Here is a 22,003-nt window from a genome sequence, read left to right as displayed (position 1 = left end):
AATATTACCCTCAAGATACTTTTATGATTATCCCTGTTATCGCCCTTGTTGGCCGCCCAAATGTGGGTAAATCGACATTATTCAACCGTTTGACGCAATCGCGTGATGCGTTAGTTGCAGATTATCCGGGGTTGACCCGAGACCGCAAATACGGTGAAGGTGTTCTGGAGAATCGCCGTTTTATTGTGATCGATACGGGTGGTATAAGCGGTGAGGAAGAGGGAATTGACAGCATGATGGCTGGGCAGTCTCTATTAGCTGTTCAGGAAGCAGATATCGTTTTGTTTATTGTTGATAGCCGAGCGGGATTAAATCCGGCAGATGAGTTGATTGCCAAGCATTTACGGGTAAATAACAAGAAAACCTATTTGGTCGCCAACAAAATCGATGGTACTGATCCAGACATAGCCCTAGCCCCTTTTTATGAGTTGGGTATGGGTGAGGTTTATCCAACCACCGCCAGTCATGGTCGAGGCGTTCGCTCCCTGATGGAGGAGGTGCTTGCGGAGATTCCAGAGTTTCCCGAAGATTATCAGTCTGAGGAAGCCACCGGAATCAAGATCGCTGTTGTTGGACGCCCCAATGTTGGTAAGTCCACCTTGGTGAATCGCCTGCTTGGTGAGGATCGAGTGGTAGTGTATGACCAACCAGGCACTACTCGTGACAGCATTTATATTAATTACACTCGCTTTGATAAGCCTTATACCCTGATTGATACGGCAGGCGTAAGACGGCGAAAAAATATTGATTTGATGGTGGAGAAATTTTCTATCGTCAAAACCATGCAGGCTATTGCGGACGCCAACGTAGTGGTTCTGGTGATGGACGCCAGTGAGGGGGTTGTTGAGCAAGATTTGCATTTGATGGGTACAACTATCGAGGCGGGAAGGGCCTTGGTTATCGCGTTAAACAAGTGGGATGGGTTGGATGACTCCCACAAACAATATGTTAAGAATGAGATTGAGCGACGCTTGCGCTTTGTTGATTTTGCCACTATCCATTTTATTTCTGCCTTACATGGTACCGGTGTGGGTAATCTCTATAAGTCGATCGAATTAGCCTACCAATCAGCAACTGATAAATTTAGTACTAACTTCCTCACTCGCATCCTGCAAGATGCAGTACGTGAGCATCAGCCTCCGATGATCCAGGGGCGCCGCATCAAGCTGCGTTATGCGCATCCGGGAGGACATAATCCGCCGATTATTGTTATTCACGGCAATCAGACTAATGATGTTCCGAGCCATTACACCAAGTATTTGGAAAAAACGTTTAGACGAGTTTTGGATTTGCATGGCACACCAGTGAAAATTGAGTTCCGCAATAACGATAATCCATACAGTGACCGTAAAAGCAAAATGACGCAGCGCCAACTCGTGGAGATGCGTCGAAAAGCGGAACGCGACAAGAAGCGTAATCCGCCTAAATAAGCATATACCAGTGCCTATGGCTTGCACTCAATGAGGCGAAGGAGTAGTGTTACGCGCCTTATTGATAACTGTTTACCTCATTGTGCCCTCATACGCCTGAGTAGAAGATGACACCCGCAAGCCGCAAGCTGCTTATCATCGATGATGATGCTTTGGTTCGCCAAAGTATCGTGACCTACCTTACAGACAGTGGTTTTACTGTCTGTTCAGCAGCTGATACGGCTTCTGCCCTTGATTTACTTACTGATAGTTCCCTTCCTGATCTCATCATTACTGACCTGCGCATGCCCAACGGTGATGGCTTGCAGCTATTACAAACGTTAAATGAACGTTACAGTGCAATTCCCGTAATAGTGATTTCTGGTGCGGGTGTCATGAATGATGTAGTCAGCGCATTACGTTTGGGAGCGAGGGATTACCTCATTAAACCTGTTGTGGATTTGGAGGTTCTGGTTCACTCGATCAACAAGGTGCTGGATCGTGAAGATCTGGAAGAAGAAAATCGGCGTTATCGCGTGCAGTTGGAAGAAGCAAATCGGGAGCTAAAAGAAAACCTTCGTGTTTTAGAGAGGGATCAGATTGCTGGTCGAAGGGTTCAGCGCCGTTTGATGCCATCAGGCTTCACAACAGAAGAAGGCTATGCAGCCGCACACACAATTGTTCCCTCCCTGTTTCTCAGTGGCGATTTTGTCGATTACGCGCATATTAAAAAACGTTATCTCGCCTTTTATCTTGCTGATGTCTCCGGTCATGGTGCTTCCTCTGCGTTTGTAACCATTTGGCTTAAGCATTTGGTAAGCCGGATGGTACGTGAAGAGGGCTTATTTGGTGATGAGCTTTCTTTTGCCGAGGGTGCAGATTTAATGCTGCGGCAAATCAATCGTGAGCTGCACGAAACCCGTCTGAGCCATCACCTGACTCTATTCGTTGGCGTTATAGATACCCAGACACACAAAATGCATTATGTCGTTGCAGGGCACTTACCAATGCCGATTTTGCTTACGGCAGATGGTGCTGAATATTTGATTGGGCGTGGCAAGCCTGTCGGCATTTTTAAAGAGATTAATTGGCAAGTGTATGAGCATCAACTACCTGAGCAATTTGCGCTTGTCTGCTTTTCTGATGGTGTATTGGAAATATTGCCTCCTACAGAGCTACAAGACAAAGAAGCGCATCTGTTAAAACTAATTGCTTCCAGTAGTGGCAGTTTGGAATCTGTCTGTAATACTTTAGTTATAAAAGAGATTCGCGATAATCCGGATGACATCGCAGTCCTGTCCATCACCCGAGGTATTAGTTGATGAAAGCCGGTCAGATTTTAGTTGCCGATCACGACGGTGTTTATGTCATCAAGATGGTGGGTGATGTTCGCCTGACTCTGTGTATTTCGTTCGATCAGTTTATTGATTCAATGTTCAAGAACGCACACTTCGCATCTGTGCTTTTTGATCTATCGGAAGCAGAAGCAATTGATAGTACGACGCTAGGCCTGATGGCTAAAATTTCTATTTTAGGGCAGGAGCGTCATGGTGTAATACCGGTAATCCTTGCCAGTAACCCCAGCATCCAGCGAATTCTCCAGACAATGGGTTTTAGTGATATATTTGTTATTGTGGATAAATTAGATGAGCCAATTTTTGCGGAGCAGCCGCTAAATTGCATTAATTGCGATGAACAACAAGTGAAAGAAAAGGTAATTGAAGCGCATAAGCTGCTAATGGGATTAAATGCCAGTAATGCCGATACGTTCCGCAATTTGGTTAACATGTTAGAAAATTGCTAAGCCCTTTCTACAGGAAGCTTTTTTCAGTTTCTCCTGCTTACTCCGACAAACTACTTTTTACTACGCTTTTTGCCCGAATAAATTCGTTATGGGGCACATAGATTAAATCTGCAATTTTACGTATCACGTAATCTTCATACTTATTCAAAGTACCATCGGCATAAGCAACTTCCCACATGGCTTTTATTAGATTGAATTTTTCTTGGGGATCGCAGTATTGATTGATGAGTTGAGTGAACTGATGAAGCGATGTGGAATGTTCAGATTCACTTTTGGCCAGCTCGATTAGCTCTGAGATTTCATCGGGCGATAGCTTGAGCTTATACATGAGCAATTGCCCCAAACGCTCCATCTCTGCACCGGAAAATTCATGATCCGCCATGGCTACTTCAACCAATAGCGCTGCAATAGCTATGTATTTTTGATGTAGAGACAGCGCTGGTGAAGCGCCACCTGCGGGTTGCAGATGGCGCTCGATAAAGCGAGAAAGCTTACTGAGCACGGGCTTTTAACAGGTTTTCAAGGTTGATTTGGTCTTTTACAAAACCACGAATACCTTCAGCTAATTTCTCGGTTGCCATGGCATCCTGATTTAAACCGAAGCGAAAGCTTTGCTCGGTTTCGATGCGCTTGGCAATGCTTTCACCAGTGCTATCAGGTGAGAGTACACGCTTAAGCTCAGTTTTGTCCTGATCCAGCTCTTGAAGCAGTTGTGGGCTGATGGTTAAGCGATCGCAGCCTGCTAAAGCTTCAATCTCTCCAATATTGCGGAAGCTTGCGCCCATAACAACAGTTTTGTATCCATGCTGTTTGTAGTAGTTGTAAATATGACGAACAGAAATTACACCTGGATCTTCTTCAGCGGTGTAATCTTTTTTGTCAGTATTGGCTTTGTACCAGTCCAAAATACGGCCGACAAATGGGGAAATCAAAAATACGCCTGCATCGGCACAAGCTGCGGCTTGGTTAAAGCCAAATAGCAGTGTGAGGTTGCAATTGATACCTTCTTTTTCCAATACTTCTGCAGCACGTATACCTTCCCAGGTAGATGCCAGCTTGATTAAAACACGTGATTTATCGACACCGCCTTTCTCGTAAAGCTTAATCAGTTCGTGAGCTTTCGCGATAGATGCTTTTGTATCAAAAGAGAGACGAGCATCTACTTCGGTAGAAATGCGGCCTGGAACGATCTTCAAAATCTCCAGACCAATGCCTACCGCCAAATGATCACAAGCTGCACTCAGTTGTTGTGCGCTGTTGGTGATACTTTTGCTTGCATTGATTGATGCAGCTAACAGGTCTTGATATTGCGGCATTTGCGCAGCTTTATAGACCAGCGATGGGTTGGTAGTCGCATCCAGTGGTTTGTAAAGGCGGATAGCTTCGATATCGCCGGTGTCAGCAACTACGTCGGTGAATTGTTTCAGTTGTTCAAGTTTACTAGTCACAGTGGTAATCCTATCTCTGAAAGTACAAGTGGTTGATCTTCATTTATTGCCGTCAGATATATTGTAGTCTTAATGACTTTATGCTGGAAGCTGTCATTTTTTATAAGCAGTGAAATCAATAGTCACAGCGGATGTTACGCTTATGCCCCTTGGTAATCCTCCGTTAATGGTAACTCATTTAGCGCTTTAAGGGCGCGCTCCAACACTTCAATTCCTGCTCCAGGCTTATGCGCCTGTTCGCTGATAATGCGTCTGAATTGTCTTGCACCCGGCAAGCCTTGGTAGAGCCCAAGAATGTGGCGTGTAAGATGGTTAAGGCGAGCACCTTTTGCCAGCTGTATCGCACAATAGTCCATGAAGCCTTGCATCACTTCATCCCGGCTGACTATGTGACAATCATCGCCATAAATCGTTTGATCCACCTTGGCTAGCAGATAAGGGTTGCTATAGGCTTCTCGGCCAACCATTACGCCATCAACATGTTTCAGCAGGCTTTGGCTTTGTTCTAATGTGGTTATACCGCCATTAATAATGATTTCAAGATGAGGGAAGTCCTGCTTTAACTGGTAAACCTTGTCATATTGCAATGGCGGTATCTCGCGGTTTTCTTTTGGGCTCAGGCCTTTGAGCCAGGCTTTACGCGCATGGACAATAAACGTGTTGCAACCGGTTGCTGCGATAGTGCCAACAAACTTCGCCAGACCGGCGTAATCTTCCATATCGTCAATGCCAATACGGTGCTTAACCGTGACAGGAATTTTTACCGCCTGTTGCATATTGGCAATACAATCGGCAACCAGTTCTGGCTCTGCCATCAAACAGGCACCAATCATTCCGTTCTGCACGCGATCGCTGGGGCAGCCACAGTTGAGGTTTACTTCGTCATAGCCCCAATCCTCAGCGATTCGAGCGCATTCAGCCAAGGCAGTTGGATCGCTCCCTCCAAGTTGTAATGCCAAAGGATGTTCGCATGCGTTGTAATCCAAAAAGCGTGCTCTATCGCCATGCAAGAGTGCACCTGTGGTCACCATCTCGGTGTATAAAACAGCTTTTTGGGTGAGTAAGCGCCAAAACGTACGGCAGTCAGAGGTTGACCACTCCATCATTGGGGCGAGAGTAAAGCGTCGATCAAGAGCTTGAGGTAGTGTCATCAGGTAGGGGCGTTCGTGTGCGAGAAAACAAAAAAGTCGCGGCTACAAGCCACAGGTGTTTTATGATAACCCTATTTCCCACTGGCTGCACGGCAAACCCAAACAGAAAAGTAGATGGATGACGCACCTATGTCTTTAACTCATATCGATTCCCACGGCCATGCGAGTATGGTTGATGTTTCGGAAAAAACGCCTAGCTTGCGTGAGGCCCGTGCATTCGCACGAGTGGTCATGAAACCAGATACGCTTGCGCAAATTAAAGCAAACAGTTTGAAAAAGGGTGATGTATTAGCAGTTGCGCGTATTGCGGGGATTCAGGCCGCGAAAAAATGCGCTGATTTGATTCCTTTATGCCATCCATTAACGCTCAGTAAGGTTGCTGTGGAGTTTGAGTTGGATGATGCATGCTCTGCCGTTAACATCACCAGCTATTGCAAACTCACAGGTCAAACGGGTGTGGAAATGGAAGCGCTAACTGCTGCCAGTATTGCGGCATTGACTATTTACGATATGTGCAAAGCGGTTGATATGGAAATGGTTGTTGAACAAATATGTTTATTGGAAAAGGCCGGCGGTCGTCGTGGGCATTATGTCCGTAGTGGAGGCCAGTGATGATCCACATTGTATTTTTAGCGCAATTACGTGAGCAATTAGGCGTAGCTACGATGGATGTTCCTATTGCTGACGTTGAAACGGTAGAGCAATTGAAAAATCATCTCGTATCGCAAAATCCTTCGTGGGAAATACCATTACTAAATGCCAGAGTTTTAGTTGCAGTCAATCATACTTATGCAAAGAGTGATCAGGTATTAGTTGATGGCGATGAAGTAGCATTTTTTCCTCCAGTGACAGGAGGCTAAAATGGTTTTTTCGATTAGCGTACAAAAACATGATTTTGATGTGGGGCAGGAATATGCTGCCTTAGTTGCAAATAATACTACTGCAGGCGCAATCGTATTTTTTGTGGGGCGTGTCCGTGATTTTAGTGATGGGCATTCTGTAGAGAAACTTTCTCTGGAGCATTATCCAGGAATGACTGAGAAAGTATTGGAGCAGATACTGGAGGTGGCTATCCAGCGTTGGTCATTGGTGTCGGCGCGTATTGTTCATCGTGTGGGTGATTTGCTGCTAGGTGATCAAATTGTTTTTGTCGGAGTGAGCAGCGCGCATCGTGAACACGCATTTCAAGCAGCGGATTTTTTGATGGATTTTTTAAAAACCCAAGCACCATTCTGGAAAAAAGAATCCACTGCGCAAGGTATCGTATGGGTCGAAGCCAAGAGAAAAGATGAAGAGGCAAGTAAGCGCTGGAAGGAAGAGTGATTATTAAAAAGAGCAATAAATCCATAAAAAAACGGGCACTCGAAAGTGCCCGTTTTTAATTATAAATGCGCTGGTTCAGAAGAGGGCGCTGTTTTATACATGCCGGCATATTTAATGCCGAAATACATGATGAAAAGATAACAAGCAGCGGGCAGTAAGAAAGAGATCTGCAGGCCAAATGTATCCGCCAATGCTCCTTGGATTAATGGAACAATTGCGCCACCTACGATCGCCATGCACAAAAAGCCGGAACCTTGGCCTGTGAATTTTCCAAGATTGTTGAGAGCCATGCTGAAAATAGTTGGGAACATAATTGAGTTGAACAGACCAACAGCAATAATTGCCCACATCGCCAATTTGCCATCGGTAAATGTTGCTGTTAGAACCAGCAAAACGGCACAGGCACAATTAAACGCGAGAGTTTTACCCGGGCTTACGTAACGCATCACCGCGAAACCAATAAACCGGCCAATCATCGCACCACCCCAATAGTAACTTACCAAGTGAGCAGCATCCGCTTCTTTTAGGCCTGCAATATTTTCTTCGCCAAAGAAGTTTATCAATAAGCTACCGATTGCTACTTCTGCACCAACATATAAAAAGATACCAATAGCACCTAACACCAAGTGTGTATGTGACAACGCCGACTCTTTATTTGAGGCCATATCACCTGAAATACTGGGTTCGTCATCGTGTTGAATTTTGGGTAGTTTTGCGAAGGCAAAAAATAATGCAAGGCCAAGTAGTGCTGCTGCCAGAGCAAGATAAGGCCCTTGTACGGTTGCGGCTTCTTTTGCTTTGTATGCAGCCACTTCTGCGGCAGGCAAAAGAGCAAGTTGGTCTGCCGTCAATACTGCGCCGCCCAGAATCAAAATACCGCCTAACCAAGGAGCGATAGTGGTTCCTAAAGAATTAAAAGCCTGGGTTAATGTGAGGCGGCTGGATGCAGTTCTTGCTGGGCCAAGCACAGTAACGTAAGGGTTGGCCGCTACTTGTAAAATGGTAATACCGGATGCCAGCACAAACAGTGCAAATAAAAACAACGCATAGCCGCTAGTGGCGGCGGGATAAAATAATGCACAACCGGATGCAGCAATAATCAACCCTGCAACAGCGCCATTTTGATAGCCCAGCTTTTTGATTAATGCACCTGCTGGAAGGGATATCACGAAATAGGCACCAAAGAAGCAGAACTGCACTAGCATCGCTTGGGTGTAGCTGAGTGTATAAACACTTTTCAGGTGAGGAATCAAAACATCATTCATTGATGTGAGTAATCCCCACATAAAAAATAAAATCGTAATGATGATCAGAGGGATTGTGTTATTGCCGGTACTGATCGCGCTGGGTTGCGCGGAGGAGCCTTGCGGTATGCTGGCCATGGTTCTACCTCGTTGTTATATAAATGGTCTGTCGTTGTTGTGGTCTTCAATGATGCACGCCGATCAAAGGCCTGCAGCAAGCGCGCAGTACTATAATCCAAGGCTATAAAGCTGTCACATTGTTTGTTCCCGGTTTACAATCTGATTCAATACAAATGTCTTGTGGTCATTTTGACTTATTTGGTGTGATGCGGTTGTCTTGTTGCTTCAATAATCGGAATTAGTGATTGTTGTAGCCAGACAAAAATAACAACAATGAGAGGTTATGCTGTGGCAAAGGCAACGATAGATGATGTAGCCGCTTTAGCGGGTGTATCAATGAAGACAGTATCTCGCGTCGTTAACAATGAGCCTAACGTTCGCCCAGCTACACGAGAAAAAGTAGAAGCAGCTATCAATGCTTTGGATTATCGGCCTAATCAGTCAGCGCGTAGTTTGGCGGGTAATAAATCCTATCTTCTGGGTCTTATTTATGGCCATCCCAGCGCACACTATGTGCTGGATATTCAGGAAGGTGTGTTGGAAATATGCCGCCCCCAGCGTTATGAATTATTGGTGCATCCAGCCATACACCGCGATCCAAACTTGATTAATGAAGTGACTGATTTGATTTTGGAGAAGCGGGTCGATGGGGTAATGCTGACACCGCCTTTATCAGACAATATGCATGTGCTCAATTTACTTAAAAAAATGAACATCCCTTTTGTTCGTGTTGCGCCAACAGAAAATAAATCCATGTCACCCTACGTAGAGACAAATGATCAGGAAGCTTCTTACGATATGACCTGCCAATTGATTGCGTTGGGGCATACGCGCATCGGTTTTATCTGCGGCCACCCCGATCACCGCGCAATGTCACTGCGCTATGAAGGCTATAAAGCTGCGCTGATCGAAAACGATATTCCGCTGTTGGGTGAGTTGGTAGAGCAGGGTGATAATTCGTTTGAGTCCGGTGAAATGTGCGGAAAAAAATTATTACAGGATGCGCAAAGGCCAACCGCTATTTTTGCTGCAAACGATGATATGGCTGCGGGTGTAATGATGGTGGCACATCAGCTTGGTATTAAAATTCCTGCACAATTATCAGTAGCAGGGTTTGATGATACGCCTGTTGCCCATCAGATATGGCCATCATTGACAACCATTCGTCAACCCATTCGCCAAATGGCAAAAAAAGCAACAGACTTACTGCTTAAACAATTAAAAGGTCGTGAGATCCAATTGCCTGCCAGCATGTTGAGCTCAAGTATTATCATGCGTGCTTCAACAGGTGCTTTAGTGAAATCAAAAGAAAAGTAGGATTTAGATTAAAAATAACTCTCCAATAAAAAATGCACCAGCCGGTGCATTTTTTATTGGGATTTAACTTGTCTGGAATCGACTATTGCGGTTTTAATTCATCGGTATTGTTGATTAGCCATGCGGCAGAACCCACTAGCGCCGCCTTGTCATTGACGATGAGTCGAATGGAAATATCGCTAACATAACCTGACATGGGGCCTTTGTTTTTATAGCGCTCCAAAAAGTGCGATTCAGGTAAAAGGTCAATCAGCTTAGGTGTAATCCCGCCACCGATCACGACACCTCCACGAGCGCCAAGTGAAAGTGCTTTGTCTCCGGCAACTTCTCCCAGAACATCGCAGAATGTCAACACCGCTTCGCGGCAAAGAGGATCTTCGTTTGCAATACCTTTGGTGCTGACATCTGCTGGCGTATAGGTTTGGGCGTTCACACCCGCATTGTGCGCAATAGCACGATATAAGGTGACAAGTCCTCCACCGGAGAGAATGTTTTCAACAGATACATGATTTTGTTCTTTTAACAAAAACGCTTTGATCGCCAATTCTTTTTCGTTTGTCGGCGCAAAGCTGGCGTGACCACCTTCAGTGGGGATAATTTTCCAATTATTTTTGTTTGGTACTAATGCCGCCATGCCAAATCCGGTACCGGGACCCATTACAACAATAGGCGCATCGCTATTCGCTTTGTGCGAATCATAAAGCGTTACCAACTCATCATCTTGCAAAAACGGAACTGCGTAAGCAAGAGATGCAAAGTCATTGATGACATGCAGAGTTTTCATTCCCAATTGATCGCGTAAGCCATCAATGGAGAATTTCCAATTCAAATTGGTCATTGCCGCTTGGCCATTTTCAATTGGGCCGGCGATAGCGAGGCAGCCATAAACGGGAACATCTATGCCGAACTCCACGCAACAGGCTTTGATCATGGTTGCCATATCGGCATAGTTGGCGCATTTAAGGGTAATTTGGCGTTCAGCAGTGTAATTAATCTTGCCGTTTGCGCGATTCTTTTCGGTATCGAATTCAACCAGACCGAAGCGGCCGTTAGTGCCTCCAATATCAGCTACCAGTAACAGGCTCATGCGACTCCTCAACTTCTTTTAGTAGAAGATTAAATAGTTATAGGTGATGTGTTTGTGTAGTGGTTAAGCGCGGGAGGATACCATAATCCTGAAGTGCGGAAATTCACTTTTCCCTGTATACATTGAAAAATAGCTGACCAATTTGTTGTTATCCAAGATTAGTGCTTTTTTGGTGCGAATACCCATGGTGAAACTTAATAAGTCGGATAAATCGACTCTTTGGGAAAGGGGTTTATTGTTAAATTGACAGCGCTGTCATTTTGGTGATAATGTATAGTCATTTTAATCATTTGTTCCTTTTTGGAGGTTGCGAGCGTGCAATGGCCTGGTGTCACTAGCAGAGTAAAAAAAGATCCTATTCTTGAGGGAAAAATAAGTGATTTTCTCAAGCAGATGAGCCTCGAAGAAAAAATAGGGCAGATGATTCAGCCGGAGATTCGTCATCTTACACCTCAGGATGTAAAGGACTATCACATAGGTTCTGTTTTAAATGGCGGCGGTTCCGTACCTAATGGTAATCGTTATTCGAAAGCAGCGGATTGGCTTGCGATTGCCGATGCGTATTACGAAGCCTCAATGGATACAAGTGATGGAAAACTGGCAATCCCGATTATGTGGGGTACTGATGCGGTGCATGGTGTCGGCAATATAGTCGGAGCAACTTTGTTTCCCCATAACATCGCGTTGGGTGCTGCGCGCAATCCAGAATTGATAAAGGAAATTGGGCGTATTACGGCAACCGAGATTGCTGTCACTGGATTGGATTGGGATTTTTCTCCGACGGTTGCTGTTGCTCGCGATGATCGCTGGGGACGCACCTATGAGTCTTATTCGGAAGATCCTGATCTGGTTCGTGAGTATGCCGGCAAGATGGTAGAAGGGCTTCAAGGTGATGCCCAAGACGCAGATTTTTTGTCGAATTATCGAGTGCTTTCGACGGCTAAACACTTTATTGCAGATGGTGGTACTCATAATGGTATTGATCGCGGTAATTGCGTTGATGATGAGGAAACTTTATATCGCATTCACGCCGCGGGGTATTACAGTGCAATTGAAGCCGGTGTTCAAAGCGTGATGGCATCGTTCAATAGCTGGCATGGCGATCACATGCACGGTCATCACTATCTATTGACCGAGGTTTTGAAGGAGCAAATGGGGTTTGATGGTCTGGTAGTCGGTGATTGGAATGGGCACGGTTTTGTTGCTGGCGCGACAGTGCTGGATTGTCCGCAAGCCATCAATGCCGGGTTGGATATTTTTATGATTCCCGATCCGCAGTGGAAACAGCTATACCACAACACCCTTGAGCAAGCTCGCACGGGCGTTATTCCAATGAGCCGTATCGACGATGCTGTCAGTCGGATTTTGCGTGTGAAATTGCGCGCAAATCTATGGGAAAAAGGCCTTCCATCAAATCGCGCGCTTGCAGGAAAGGATGAGCTGCTGGGGGCTAAAGAGCATAGGGTTGTAGCGCGTCAGGCTGTGCGTGAATCCATTGTTCTATTAAAAAATAAGAAGAATATATTGCCTCTATCCCCTCGTGTGCATGTGTTAGTTGCTGGTGATGGTGCCGATAATATCAGCAAGCAAACAGGTGGATGGTCTGTTAACTGGCAGGGTACCGGAAATACGATGGATGATTTCCCTGGCGCGACCACCTTGTGGTCGGGAATCCAACAAGCAGTGACCTCTGCGGGCGGTAATGCAACGCTTAGTGTTGATGGCACGTTTACTGAAAAACCCGATGTGGCGATTGTGATATTTGGCGAAGATCCTTATGCGGAAATGCAGGGGGATATTCAGCATCAATTGCTAAAAGCGGGTGATACCAGCGATCTTGCATTATTGAAGCAGCTAAAAGAGCAGGGGATACCTGTTGTCGCATTATTTATAACGGGGCGCCCCATGTGGATTAACCGTGAGCTGAATGCCGTTGATGCTCTGGCCGTTATTTGGCAGCCAGGTACGGAGGGTGCAGGTGTTGCTGATGTGATTTTTAAAACCCGGGAAGAAAAAATTAACTATCCAATAACGGGGCGCTTGGCTTTTTCCTGGCCCAAATCGCCGGATCAAGGGCCATTGAATATTGGTGATGACAACTATGATCCCCTTTTTGCTTATGGATTTGGTTTGCGCTACGGCGATGTTGATGCACTGCAAGATGATCTGCCGGAAGAGGGTATTGCTCTAGAGTCGGGCTCAGTGGTGTTGGAGCTATTCAATCGTCGCCCCCTGGGGGCTTACAGCGTAATACTGGAAGGCAAAAATAACGATCGTGCTACTCTCAATGGCAATATTGCCCGTGTATCGACTCTTGAAGTTACCTGTGTTGATCGCGATGTGCAGGAAGATGCGCGCCGTGCGGTATGGAATGGAGAAGGTGAGGGTTTGGTCGCATTATCAACGCCAAATCGACAGGTGTTAAGTGATTATTATGAGTCCAGATCTTCTCTGGTTTTTGATATCAAAGTTGATGTGGCACCTGCCAATAATGCATGGGTACGTATTGGTTGTGGTCCTTCGTGTTATTCCCAGGTTGAAATTTCAAAAGAGCTGTCAGCTATAGTCGGGACTGGCTGGCGCACGCTAATAGTTGATTTGCAGTGTTATCCGGATGCGGGCACTGATTTTGGCTTGAAGCGCACGCCTCGGGAATTATTTGCATTAATTCTGGAGCCATTTGCGCTGGTATCGAATGGCAAAATGGATATTTCATTCTCTCAGGTGCGTATTGAAAAAGAGTTGGCACAAGATGCGAGTGTTCGCATCCAATAGTGTTGGGCATCGAATTGTAGTCTATCAGCCGCACAAACCTTGTGCGGCTTTTTTATGTCTTGTAATTGCTACTGAGCGTTTTTTCACATGACTGTGTCATGTTTTTGTGCAAATGCAAAAAGCGTGGTGCAATTTAACGCCCTGGCATGGGGCAATATTAATTTTATTTTTGATTATAAATGGCGCGCAAAAGTCTTGCGTGTCCCTGTAAAGGTGCGTTCATAAAAAATCCTATTTTCTTTTCCGAATTTTTATAACTTTCCTATCTGCTTGATTAGCAATGAATTATTTCCCTGCAAATGGTTTAAAAAATCAATTGGCATAAGCGTTGCTCTAGTGTTCTTCAGTCATCTCTGCATCGTCGGCACAAATTTACAAAATTCTTTTTTAGTGCACGATGATAAACAAATTTAATAAATTCTAAATTTGTTTAAAAAATGTTGATGATCGACCAAGCACACATCAATGAAAATTTATTGGGGAAGTTTCTATGAAAAAAAATGCGATCCATCTTCTTTCCGCAGTCACATCGTTAGCTTGTCTGGTCCCTGCTGTGTCAGCAAAAACATTTACAGAGTCGATGCAGCAAGGAAGTGTGGTAAAGGTAAATTTTCGCACTCGCTATGAAGATGTCAGTGAAGATGGTCTAAAGGATTCTGATGCGTTGACGACTCGTTCGCGTTTGTCATATCAGTCTGGTGCATGGAATGGCTTTGGTTTTTCAGCAGAATTTGATGACGTAACAGAATTAACAAATAAGGTCGATTATCGAACTGCGCCTGCAGGTGATCCCAATAATCCCGGTACTGCAGTTATTGCTGACCCTGAAGGAACTGAAGTTAATCAGGCGTTTATTTCCTACACTACATTTAACAATCAAATTAAATATGGTCGTCAGCGTTTGGTTCTTGATAATGCCCGCTTTGTCGGAAATGTGGGGTGGAGGCAAAATGAGCAGACCTATGACGGAATATCCTTCACCAATAAAACAATTCGCTACACAAATGTTACTTACGCATATATTAAAAATGTAAATCGTATTTTTGGTGAAAATAATGTGAGCCAGGGGGATCACAATCATGATAGTCATGTATTGAACCTGAGTTACACAGGTTTTGAAGCAGGAAAGTTAATTGCTTACGCTTATTTGCTTGATGTGGAAAATCCAATTGCAGCAAAAGGGTTAAGCAACGATACGTTTGGTGTGCGCTGGCAGAGTGCGACCGATGGCATGTTTGCATATAATCTCGAATATGCGAAGCAAAAAGATGCGGGTGTAGCAGGTGCATTTGATGCGGATTATTTCCTTGCTGAAGGTGTGCTCAGTATTTCTCGGTTTGTCTTTACATTGGGCTATGAAGTGCTGGGATCCGATGAAGGTAAGTACGGCTTTGCAACACCGCTGGCAACTCTCCATGCTTTCCAGGGATGGGCTGATAAGTTCTTGAATACACCGGTCGCAGGTATTGAGGATAAGTATCTAAATGTGGGCATGAGTGCTGCTGGAGCCCAATTTTTGGTGAGTTATCATCAGTTTGATTCTGATGAGGGTGATCTTGATTATGGTAATGAAATTGATTTCAGTGTCAGCAAAAAAATCGGTTCTGTTGTGTTGACAGCAAAATACGCTGACTTCTCAATGGGGGATGTTGCGTCATTTAAAGACACTAGTAAATTCTGGTTTATGGCAGACTGGAATTTTTAAACCAGACTGTAATTTCCAATATTATTCGTGTCCAGTCCTGAAATAAGTTGACACTGATTTATCCAAACGCCCGATGCACCTCATCGGGCGTTTTGTATTCTAGGGATAGATGCGGACGACGTTCGTTGTAGATCCGAATCGACTCGGCCACCATCACTTTTGCTTCTGCAAGATCCCTGGGTTTCCTTATCAAAAACTCACTTTTCAAAATACCATTCACACGCTCTGCCAGCGCATTTTGATAGCAGTCGTAACCATCCGTCATCGAACAATGAACACCGTATTGATAATGCAATTTCTGGTATTGCGCTGAACAATACTGAATACCCCGATCTGAATGGTGGATGAGCTCATCACCACTGCGTCGCTGCTGTAGTGCTTGTTTATACGCACCGATTACTGACTCAGCCTTCAGATTGTCATGGACGCAATGCCCCACAATCTTGCGAGAATAGGCATCGGTCACCAAACTCAAATAGGCCTCGCCCTGATGCACGGGTAAATAGGTAATGTCAGCCACCCAAACATGTTCTGGTCGTTGCGGAATCACTTGATGTTCACCAGGCTTCAGAAGATTGGGATGTTTGCGAAAGCGATGATGGCTGTGCGTTGTTTTGTGATAAGCCCGCTTGGTGGGAACCAGCAGGCGATGTTCGCGCAGCAAAGCAAACAGTCGATCTCGCCCCACAACCAATGCGGATTGTTGTAACAAGCGCTGTAGTTTGCGCGTTCCGATGCAGGGTTGTAATGCACGTTCACGCTGCACCGCATCAAGGAGTATCTGCGTGTGCACTTCTCGTTGTCGCACCCGCTTACATTGTTGATACCAGGCTTGCCGACTGATGCCGAGTAGCTGGCAACCACGGACAACGGATAAACCCGCTAACGTTTTCGTTTGGATGATGTTCCGTGCGGCTTTTTTACCACGCTGACTCCATAGTCGCGCTTGAGTACATCAACCACCGCTTCGAAAAAATCCGCTTTTTGTTGGGTTAGAGCGAGCTGCTGTTCCAGTTCTTTGATGCGCTGTTCTGGCGTTTGAGGGCGAGGATTATCGGACATGAGGAGGCCTTTTGCTGGTAAACCTAATGACCAATCCAGTTGACCATGCTTGCGCAGCCAACACAAGACTGTAGATCTGCCTTGTATACCGTAGCGAGACTGGGCTTGTTTATAAGTCATCTCTCCTTTTTCGATTTGATCGACAAGAGCCAATTTAAAGGCGAGAGAGTAATCACGCTGGGTGCGTTTAATAACGGGATTCATAACACTTTCCTCAGTAGAGAGTAGAAAAGTGTCAACTTTATTCAGGACGAGTCATCGCAATAAAAAAGGCCGCAAATTTGCGGCCTTTTTTATTGCTCAAAAGCATAACTATTTTTTAGGGTAGTCACGCTTTGGACTACCAGTGTATTGCTGGCGGGGGCGGCCAATTTTATAGGCACCACTGACCATCTCGTTCCAATGAGAGTACCAACCAACAGCACGTCCCAACGCAAAAATTACTGTGAACATTTCTGTTGGGATACCAATGGCTTTCATGATGATCCCGGAATAGAAATCAACGTTCGGGTAGAGCTTCTTGGAAATAAAATAGGGATCTTCCAATGCAATTTGCTCAAGGCGTTTTGCAATCGCAAGCAAAGGTTCGTTTTCCAGTCCCAGCTCTGACAATACTTCGTCGCAGGTTTGTTTCATTACCTTTGCGCGTGGGTCAAAGTTTTTATAAACGCGATGCCCAAATCCCATCAAGCGGAAACCAGAAGTTTTATCTTTGGCGCGTGCAACGCATGCTTCAATATTGTCAACTGTGCCAATTTCTTCCAGCATCTCCAATACGGCTTCATTAGCGCCGCCATGGGCTGGGCCCCACAATGTTGAAATTCCAGCTGCAATTGCTGCAAAAGGATTGGTTCCAGATGAGCCTGACAGGCGCACGGTGGAGGTCGATGCATTTTGTTCGTGATCGGCGTGCAGGATAAAAATCCTATCCATTGCTTTGGCGATCGTTTTGCTCACATTGGATGGTTTTCCAGCTGTGCCGAATGTCATATTCAGGAAGTTTTCGGCGTAATCAAGACCGGCGTCTGGCGCAACAAACTCTTCACCCTTACGGTGTTTATATACCATCGCAGAAAGTGTGGCGATTTGGCCAATCAAGCGATAAGCGGTCACTTTGCGGCTATCAGCATTGGTGATATCGATTTCATCGTTGTACACCGCAGCCAGTGCTGCGACAGCGCTGCACAGGATCGCCATCGGATGAGATTCGCGCTTGAAGCTTTTAATGATGGCGGCGATAGAGGGGTCTACGATTGAGTGCTTTTTAACTTCAGTAGTGAATTCTTCTTTTTGCGCGGGGGTTGGCAGTTCGCCATTCAGGAGGAGGTAGCAGGTTTCGATATAGTCAGAGGATACAGCAAGTTGTTCAATCGGATAACCGCGGTGGAGTAACACACCTTCATCGCCATCAATAAACGTAATTTTGGATTCGCATGAGGCGGTGGACATAAAGCCCGGGTCAAACGTGAAAAAGCCATTCTTGGTAATGCTGGTAACGTCGATAACATCAGGGCCGATAGTGCTTGAATAAATAGGCAATTCAATCGTCGTATCAATGCCATCAATCTTGAGATGTGCTTTCTTGTCAGTCATTACTGACTCCTGTGCTTACTGATTGGACTTAAGGCTTGAGAGAAGCATGTTTCGCTCTGCTCATCGAATAAAACTGTAGACAGTTTGTTTTGGCCAGCCTCTTTGAGTGAGAAGCCATCACGGGTCTGCTTTCTACATGTGTGGCGTTATGGGCCGGCTACTTTTTATGGACTAGTCAGCTATGTGTGGTTTGCTGACGCTGCCGTTAGCGAGCCGCATTATAGATGACTTGTTTGTTAAGGCGAAAGTTTTTGGCGTATCTACGTGGCAAATTCTTTTGTCTTCATCAGGATTTTCAGGGTCGCGCAAATGAGGTTGTTATCAGTGCCTGGAAAATACATTTAACCCCTTGCACTTCGCTGGGGCGCGCCTACAAAAATGCGCACATTGAGTGCGTTTTCATAAAAATATTTTATTAAAATCAGTGTGTTGCGTAAAAGTTTCGTTAAAAATCCAAAAGCGTTTTCATGCTTATAAATATGAAGGTTTTGATTCGGGTTTTTGTTTGTGTTTCAAGAGGTCAGTCTCTATAATGCTGCGCGACTTGCAGGGCGTGTTTCGTTTGGTGTCACTGATGAGTGATAAAAAATGAAGCGCTTATTCTTAAACCTGCCCGCGACGGGCAACCAGGTGAGATAGACCGTGAACAAGAAAAGACCTGTCAACCTCGATATATCTACGATAAAACTTCCCATCACTGCTTACGTTTCCATTCTTCATCGTATCTCTGGCATTTTTCTCTTTGCAGGCGTTGCTTTCCTTTTGTGGATGCTTGATGCCAGCCTGGATTCGCAAGAAGGCTTCAATAGTATTCGCGATCTTGGTGCCAATCCAGTTTGCCAGGCTATTTTATGGGTGGTTTTAGCGGCATTGGCTTACCACACTGCAATGGGGATTCGTCATTTAATTATGGATTTTGGCATTGGTGAGTCACTGAAAGGCGGTCAAATGGGTGCGAAGCTTGCGCTGGCAGTGGCCATTGTTTTGATCGTTTTGGCGGGGGTTTGGGTATGGTAACTTCAGTAACCAGTTTCGGACGCAGCGGCCTTTATGATTGGTTGATTCAGCGCGTCGGCGGAGCCGTGATGGCGGCTTACACTATTTTTATCGTGGCATATCTTGTCCTGAATCCTGAGTTGACTTATGAGCAGTGGCAATCACTCTATGCTCAACTATGGATGCGCGTATTTTCCCTCGTAACATTGCTTTCCTTTATTTCACATGCATGGATCGGCTTGTGGGCAGTGCTTACAGACTATTTAACTACCCGCCTGTTAGGCTCCAAAGCGACTTTCCTGCGTATATTCGCCCAGATAGTGTTGGGTGCAGTCGCAGTCACCTATCTTGTTTGGGGTGTTCAGGTAATTTGGGGAATTAACTAATGTCTACTATACGCACTATTTCTTTTGACGGTATTGTGATTGGTGGTGGTGGTGCTGGCATGCGTGCAGCATTGCAGCTGGCTCAATCCGGTTACAAAACTGCTGTAATCACTAAAGTATTTCCAACTCGTTCACATACTGTGTCTGCCCAGGGCGGCATCACCTGTGCGATTGCCAGTGCAGATCCAAACGATGATTGGCGTTGGCACATGTATGACACCGTAAAAGGTTCCGATTACATCGGTGACCAGGATGCTATCGAATACATGTGTTCAGTCGGCCCCGAAGCTGTATTTGAATTGGAACACATGGGTTTGCCATTCTCCCGTACGGAAGAAGGTCGTATCTATCAGCGTCCTTTTGGTGGTCAATCCAAAAATTTCGGTGAAGGTGGCCAGGCAGCGCGCACTTGTGCAGCGGCAGACCGCACCGGTCACGCCTTGCTCCATACCCTGTACCAAGGCAACCTGAAAAATAAAACTGTATTCCTTAATGAATGGTTTGCGGTTGATCTGGTCAAGAATGCCGATGGCGCTGTTGTCGGTGTTATCGCGATCAATATTGAAGATGGCGAAACTGTTTACGTAAAAGCCAAGGCAACGGTATTGGCAACGGGTGGTGCAGGCCGCATTTATGCCTCTACCACAAACGCACATATCAATACCGGCGATGGTGTTGGTATGGCATTGCGTGCCGGCTTCCCGGTACAAGACATTGAGATGTGGCAGTTCCATCCAACTGGTATCGCCGGTGCTGGTGTATTGGTCACCGAAGGTTGCCGCGGAGAAGGTGGTTATCTGATCAACTCTGAAGGTGAGCGCTTCATGGAGCGTTACGCTCCCAACGCAAAAGATCTTGCGGGTCGCGATGTAGTTGCACGTTCCATGATTCAGGAAATTATTGCTGGTCGCGGTGTTGGTCCTAATAAAGACCACGTTTTATTGAAGCTTGATCACCTTGGTGAAGAAGTTCTCGAAAGCAAGTTGCCAGGCATTTGTGAGTTATCGCGTACCTTCGCTCACGTTGACCCTGTCTATGCCCCAATTCCAGTGGTTCCAACCTGTCACTACATGATGGGTGGAATTCCGACTAACGTGAATGGCCAAGCACTGACTGTCGATGCAAATGGCAACGATGTTGTCATCGATGGTTTGTTTGCGTGCGGCGAAGTGGCTTGTGTATCTGTTCATGGCGCTAACCGACTCGGTGGTAACTCACTGCTGGATCTTGTGGTGTTTGGTCGCGCGGCGGGTTTGTATATTGAAAAAGCGCTACGTGAAGGTATCGAGCATCGCGATGCAACCCAGGCTGATATTGATAGAGCTATGGGGCGTTTGAATAAGATCAACAGCTCTAGCAGTGGTGAAAGTGCGGCTGTTCTGCGCAAAGAGCTACAAACCATCATGCAGAACTACTTCGGTGTATTCCGTAAAGGTGAGTTTATGCAGAAGGGTATCCAGCAGCTGGCTGAATTGCGCAAGCGCATCGAAAATGTGGCGATCACCGATAAGAGCAACGCCTTCAACACGGCGCGTATTGAAGCATTGGAATTGCAAAACTTGCTCGAAGTCGCTGAAGCAACCGCAATTGCGGCAGAAGAGCGTAAAGAGTCTCGCGGTGCTCATGCCCGTGAAGATTTTGAAGACCGTGACGATGCCAATTGGTTGTGTCACTCCATGTATTTCCCCGGCGAAAAGCGCGTTGGCAAGCGTGCGGTGAACTTCAAACCGCGCACTATGGAAGCTTTCCAACCCAAAAAACGCACTTACTAATCATCGGGAGTAGGAATCATGTTGAAAGTACAAGTCTATCGCTACAACCCAGAAACTGATAATGCGCCTTACATGAAAGAATATGAGATCGATACCCAGGGTAAAGACCTGATGGTGCTCGATGTCCTTGAGTTATTGAAAGCGCAAGATCAGTCTTTGGCTTATCGTCGTTCATGCCGAGAAGGTGTGTGTGGTTCAGACGGAATGAACATCAATGGTAAAAATGGATTGGCTTGCATCAAGCCAATTTCTGAATGCGTGAAAAATAACACGCTGATTTTGCGCCCGCTACCTGGTTTACCAGTGATCCGCGATCTGGTTGTCGATATGACCCAGTTCTATGATCAGTACAAGAAAATTGAGCCTTACCTGCAGAACGATACGCCCGCACCGGCAATCGAGCGTTTGCAATCTCCTGAAGATCGCGAGAAGCTTGATGGCCTTTATGAGTGTATACTTTGCGCCTGTTGCTCAACCAGCTGTCCTTCTTTCTGGTGGAATCCTGATAAGTTTATTGGTCCTGCTGGTTTGTTGCAGGCTTACCGTTTCCTTGCAGATAGTCGTGATCTGGCGACCCAGAAACGATTGGCCAATCTGGATGACCCTTTCAGTGTGTTCCGTTGTCATGGTATCCAAAACTGTGTGGCGGTTTGCCCCAAAGGGTTGAACCCGACACGAGCAATTGGCCATATACGCAACATGTTATTACAGAGCGCTACCTAAGGTGGCGCTTTTGCGTATCTGAAGCAGGCAAAAATTTGATGATTTGATGAGCAATTTGCGATTGTTAAATCAAAACTGTCCGTTGTCG

General features: G+C 45.7%; 20 protein-coding genes. 13 read left to right on the top strand and 7 right to left on the bottom strand.

Features of this window, described 5'->3' with window-relative positions; all coding sequences use genetic code 11:
• The first annotated feature begins 26 nt into the window (after window positions 1–26).
• The 3 genes from der (at window position 27) to VC28_RS07570 (ending at window position 3,213) form a co-directional block, all read left to right on the top strand.
• Window positions 27–1,430 carry a ribosome biogenesis GTPase Der gene (gene der, locus VC28_RS07580; protein WP_049632242.1) on the top strand — a complete coding sequence of 468 codons (1,404 nt, stop codon included), beginning with the start codon at window positions 27–29 and terminating at the stop codon, window positions 1,428–1,430.
• A gap of 107 nt (window positions 1,431–1,537) precedes the next feature.
• Window positions 1,538–2,731: a PP2C family protein-serine/threonine phosphatase gene (locus VC28_RS07575; RefSeq protein WP_049630110.1), complete on the top strand. Its 1,194-nt coding sequence runs from the start codon at window positions 1,538–1,540 to the stop codon at window positions 2,729–2,731.
• Window positions 2,731–3,213, top strand: coding sequence for an STAS domain-containing protein (locus tag VC28_RS07570; protein ID WP_049630109.1), 483 nt, complete (start codon window positions 2,731–2,733; stop codon window positions 3,211–3,213). Before VC28_RS07575 ends, VC28_RS07570 begins: the two co-directional genes overlap by 1 nt.
• 37 nt (window positions 3,214–3,250) lie before the next feature.
• Here the strand turns inward: VC28_RS07570 and VC28_RS07565 are convergent, their stop codons facing one another.
• From VC28_RS07565 to dusA, 3 genes are all read right to left on the bottom strand, one after another.
• A complete protein-coding gene (locus tag VC28_RS07565) occupies window positions 3,251–3,715 on the bottom strand; it encodes a tellurite resistance TerB family protein (RefSeq protein WP_049630108.1) in 465 nt (154 codons plus the stop codon).
• Window positions 3,705–4,661 (bottom strand): transaldolase, encoded by a 957-nt coding sequence (gene tal, locus VC28_RS07560; RefSeq protein ID WP_049630107.1) that lies wholly within the window; start codon window positions 4,659–4,661, stop codon window positions 3,705–3,707. The genes VC28_RS07565 and tal overlap by 11 nt, the downstream gene beginning before the upstream one ends.
• Before the next feature lie 140 nt (window positions 4,662–4,801).
• On the bottom strand, window positions 4,802–5,812 hold the full coding sequence (gene dusA, locus VC28_RS07555; RefSeq protein ID WP_082191444.1) for a tRNA dihydrouridine(20/20a) synthase DusA: 1,011 nt from the start codon (window positions 5,810–5,812) through the stop codon (window positions 4,802–4,804).
• A gap of 129 nt (window positions 5,813–5,941) precedes the next feature.
• On the opposite strand from dusA, the gene moaC reads away from it, so the two are divergent.
• The 3 genes from moaC to moaE are packed head-to-tail and all read left to right on the top strand — an operon-like array spanning window position 5,942 to window position 7,135.
• Window positions 5,942–6,424 (top strand): cyclic pyranopterin monophosphate synthase MoaC, encoded by a 483-nt coding sequence (gene moaC / locus VC28_RS07550; RefSeq protein ID WP_197085493.1) that lies wholly within the window; start codon window positions 5,942–5,944, stop codon window positions 6,422–6,424.
• A complete protein-coding gene (gene moaD, locus VC28_RS07545; protein ID WP_049630104.1) occupies window positions 6,424–6,672 on the top strand; it encodes a molybdopterin converting factor subunit 1 in 249 nt (82 codons plus the stop codon). The genes moaC and moaD overlap by 1 nt, the downstream gene beginning before the upstream one ends.
• 1 nt (window position 6,673) lies before the next feature.
• Entirely contained in the window at window positions 6,674–7,135 is a 462-nt protein-coding gene (gene moaE, locus VC28_RS07540) for a molybdopterin synthase catalytic subunit MoaE (protein ID WP_049630103.1), read from the top strand.
• Between the two features lie 59 nt (window positions 7,136–7,194).
• Here moaE and fucP read toward each other — a convergent pair whose 3' ends face one another.
• Window positions 7,195–8,517, bottom strand: a complete 1,323-nt coding sequence (fucP, locus tag VC28_RS07535) for an L-fucose:H+ symporter permease (RefSeq protein WP_049630102.1) — start codon at window positions 8,515–8,517, stop codon at window positions 7,195–7,197.
• 255 nt (window positions 8,518–8,772) lie between these two features.
• Between fucP and VC28_RS07530 the strand changes: the two genes are divergently transcribed.
• Window positions 8,773–9,816, top strand: coding sequence for a LacI family DNA-binding transcriptional regulator (locus VC28_RS07530; RefSeq protein WP_049630101.1), 1,044 nt, complete (start codon window positions 8,773–8,775; stop codon window positions 9,814–9,816).
• Window positions 9,817–9,898: 82 nt separating this feature from the next.
• Here the strand turns inward: VC28_RS07530 and glk are convergent, their stop codons facing one another.
• Entirely contained in the window at window positions 9,899–10,903 is a 1,005-nt protein-coding gene (gene glk / locus VC28_RS07525) for a glucokinase (protein WP_049630100.1), read from the bottom strand.
• Between the two features lie 315 nt (window positions 10,904–11,218).
• On the opposite strand from glk, the gene VC28_RS07520 reads away from it, so the two are divergent.
• Window positions 11,219–13,678 (top strand): glycoside hydrolase family 3 protein, encoded by a 2,460-nt coding sequence (locus VC28_RS07520; protein WP_049630099.1) that lies wholly within the window; start codon window positions 11,219–11,221, stop codon window positions 13,676–13,678.
• Window positions 13,679–14,168: 490 nt separating this feature from the next.
• The gene (locus tag VC28_RS07515) at window positions 14,169–15,383 is read left to right on the top strand and encodes an alginate export family protein (protein ID WP_049630098.1); all 1,215 of its coding nucleotides are present in this window, start codon (window positions 14,169–14,171) and stop codon (window positions 15,381–15,383) included.
• A gap of 58 nt (window positions 15,384–15,441) precedes the next feature.
• Here VC28_RS07515 and VC28_RS19530 read toward each other — a convergent pair.
• Together VC28_RS19530 and VC28_RS07500 are read right to left on the bottom strand one after the other, a co-directional pair.
• Window positions 15,442–16,649 (bottom strand): IS3 family transposase gene (locus VC28_RS19530; RefSeq protein ID WP_156184249.1). Its coding sequence is split into 2 segments (ribosomal slippage): window positions 15,442–16,307 and window positions 16,307–16,649, totalling 1,209 coding nucleotides; the frame shifts between segments, so codons are not numbered across the junction.
• A gap of 108 nt (window positions 16,650–16,757) precedes the next feature.
• Window positions 16,758–18,038 carry a citrate synthase gene (locus tag VC28_RS07500; RefSeq protein ID WP_049630097.1) on the bottom strand — a complete coding sequence of 427 codons (1,281 nt, stop codon included), beginning with the start codon at window positions 18,036–18,038 and terminating at the stop codon, window positions 16,758–16,760.
• Window positions 18,039–18,680: 642 nt separating this feature from the next.
• On the opposite strand from VC28_RS07500, the gene sdhC reads away from it, so the two are divergent.
• Genes sdhC through VC28_RS07475 form a run of 4 tightly spaced genes read left to right on the top strand, consistent with a single transcriptional unit; the run spans window position 18,681 to window position 21,915 of the window.
• Window positions 18,681–19,055, top strand: coding sequence for a succinate dehydrogenase, cytochrome b556 subunit (sdhC, locus tag VC28_RS07490; RefSeq protein ID WP_049630095.1), 375 nt, complete (start codon window positions 18,681–18,683; stop codon window positions 19,053–19,055).
• Window positions 19,049–19,420, top strand: coding sequence for a succinate dehydrogenase, hydrophobic membrane anchor protein (gene sdhD / locus VC28_RS07485; RefSeq protein ID WP_049630094.1), 372 nt, complete (start codon window positions 19,049–19,051; stop codon window positions 19,418–19,420). The genes sdhC and sdhD overlap by 7 nt, the downstream gene beginning before the upstream one ends.
• Window positions 19,420–21,192: a succinate dehydrogenase flavoprotein subunit gene (gene sdhA, locus VC28_RS07480; protein WP_049630093.1), complete on the top strand. Its 1,773-nt coding sequence runs from the start codon at window positions 19,420–19,422 to the stop codon at window positions 21,190–21,192. Before sdhD ends, sdhA begins: the two co-directional genes overlap by 1 nt.
• Before the next feature lie 18 nt (window positions 21,193–21,210).
• Window positions 21,211–21,915, top strand: coding sequence for a succinate dehydrogenase iron-sulfur subunit (locus VC28_RS07475; protein WP_049630092.1), 705 nt, complete (start codon window positions 21,211–21,213; stop codon window positions 21,913–21,915).
• The last annotated feature ends 88 nt before the right edge of the window (window positions 21,916–22,003 follow it).

This window comes from Cellvibrio sp. pealriver (assembly GCF_001183545.1).
Lineage (GTDB): Bacteria > Pseudomonadota > Gammaproteobacteria > Pseudomonadales > Cellvibrionaceae > Cellvibrio.
This window is presented reverse-complemented; position numbering and strand designations above follow the sequence as displayed.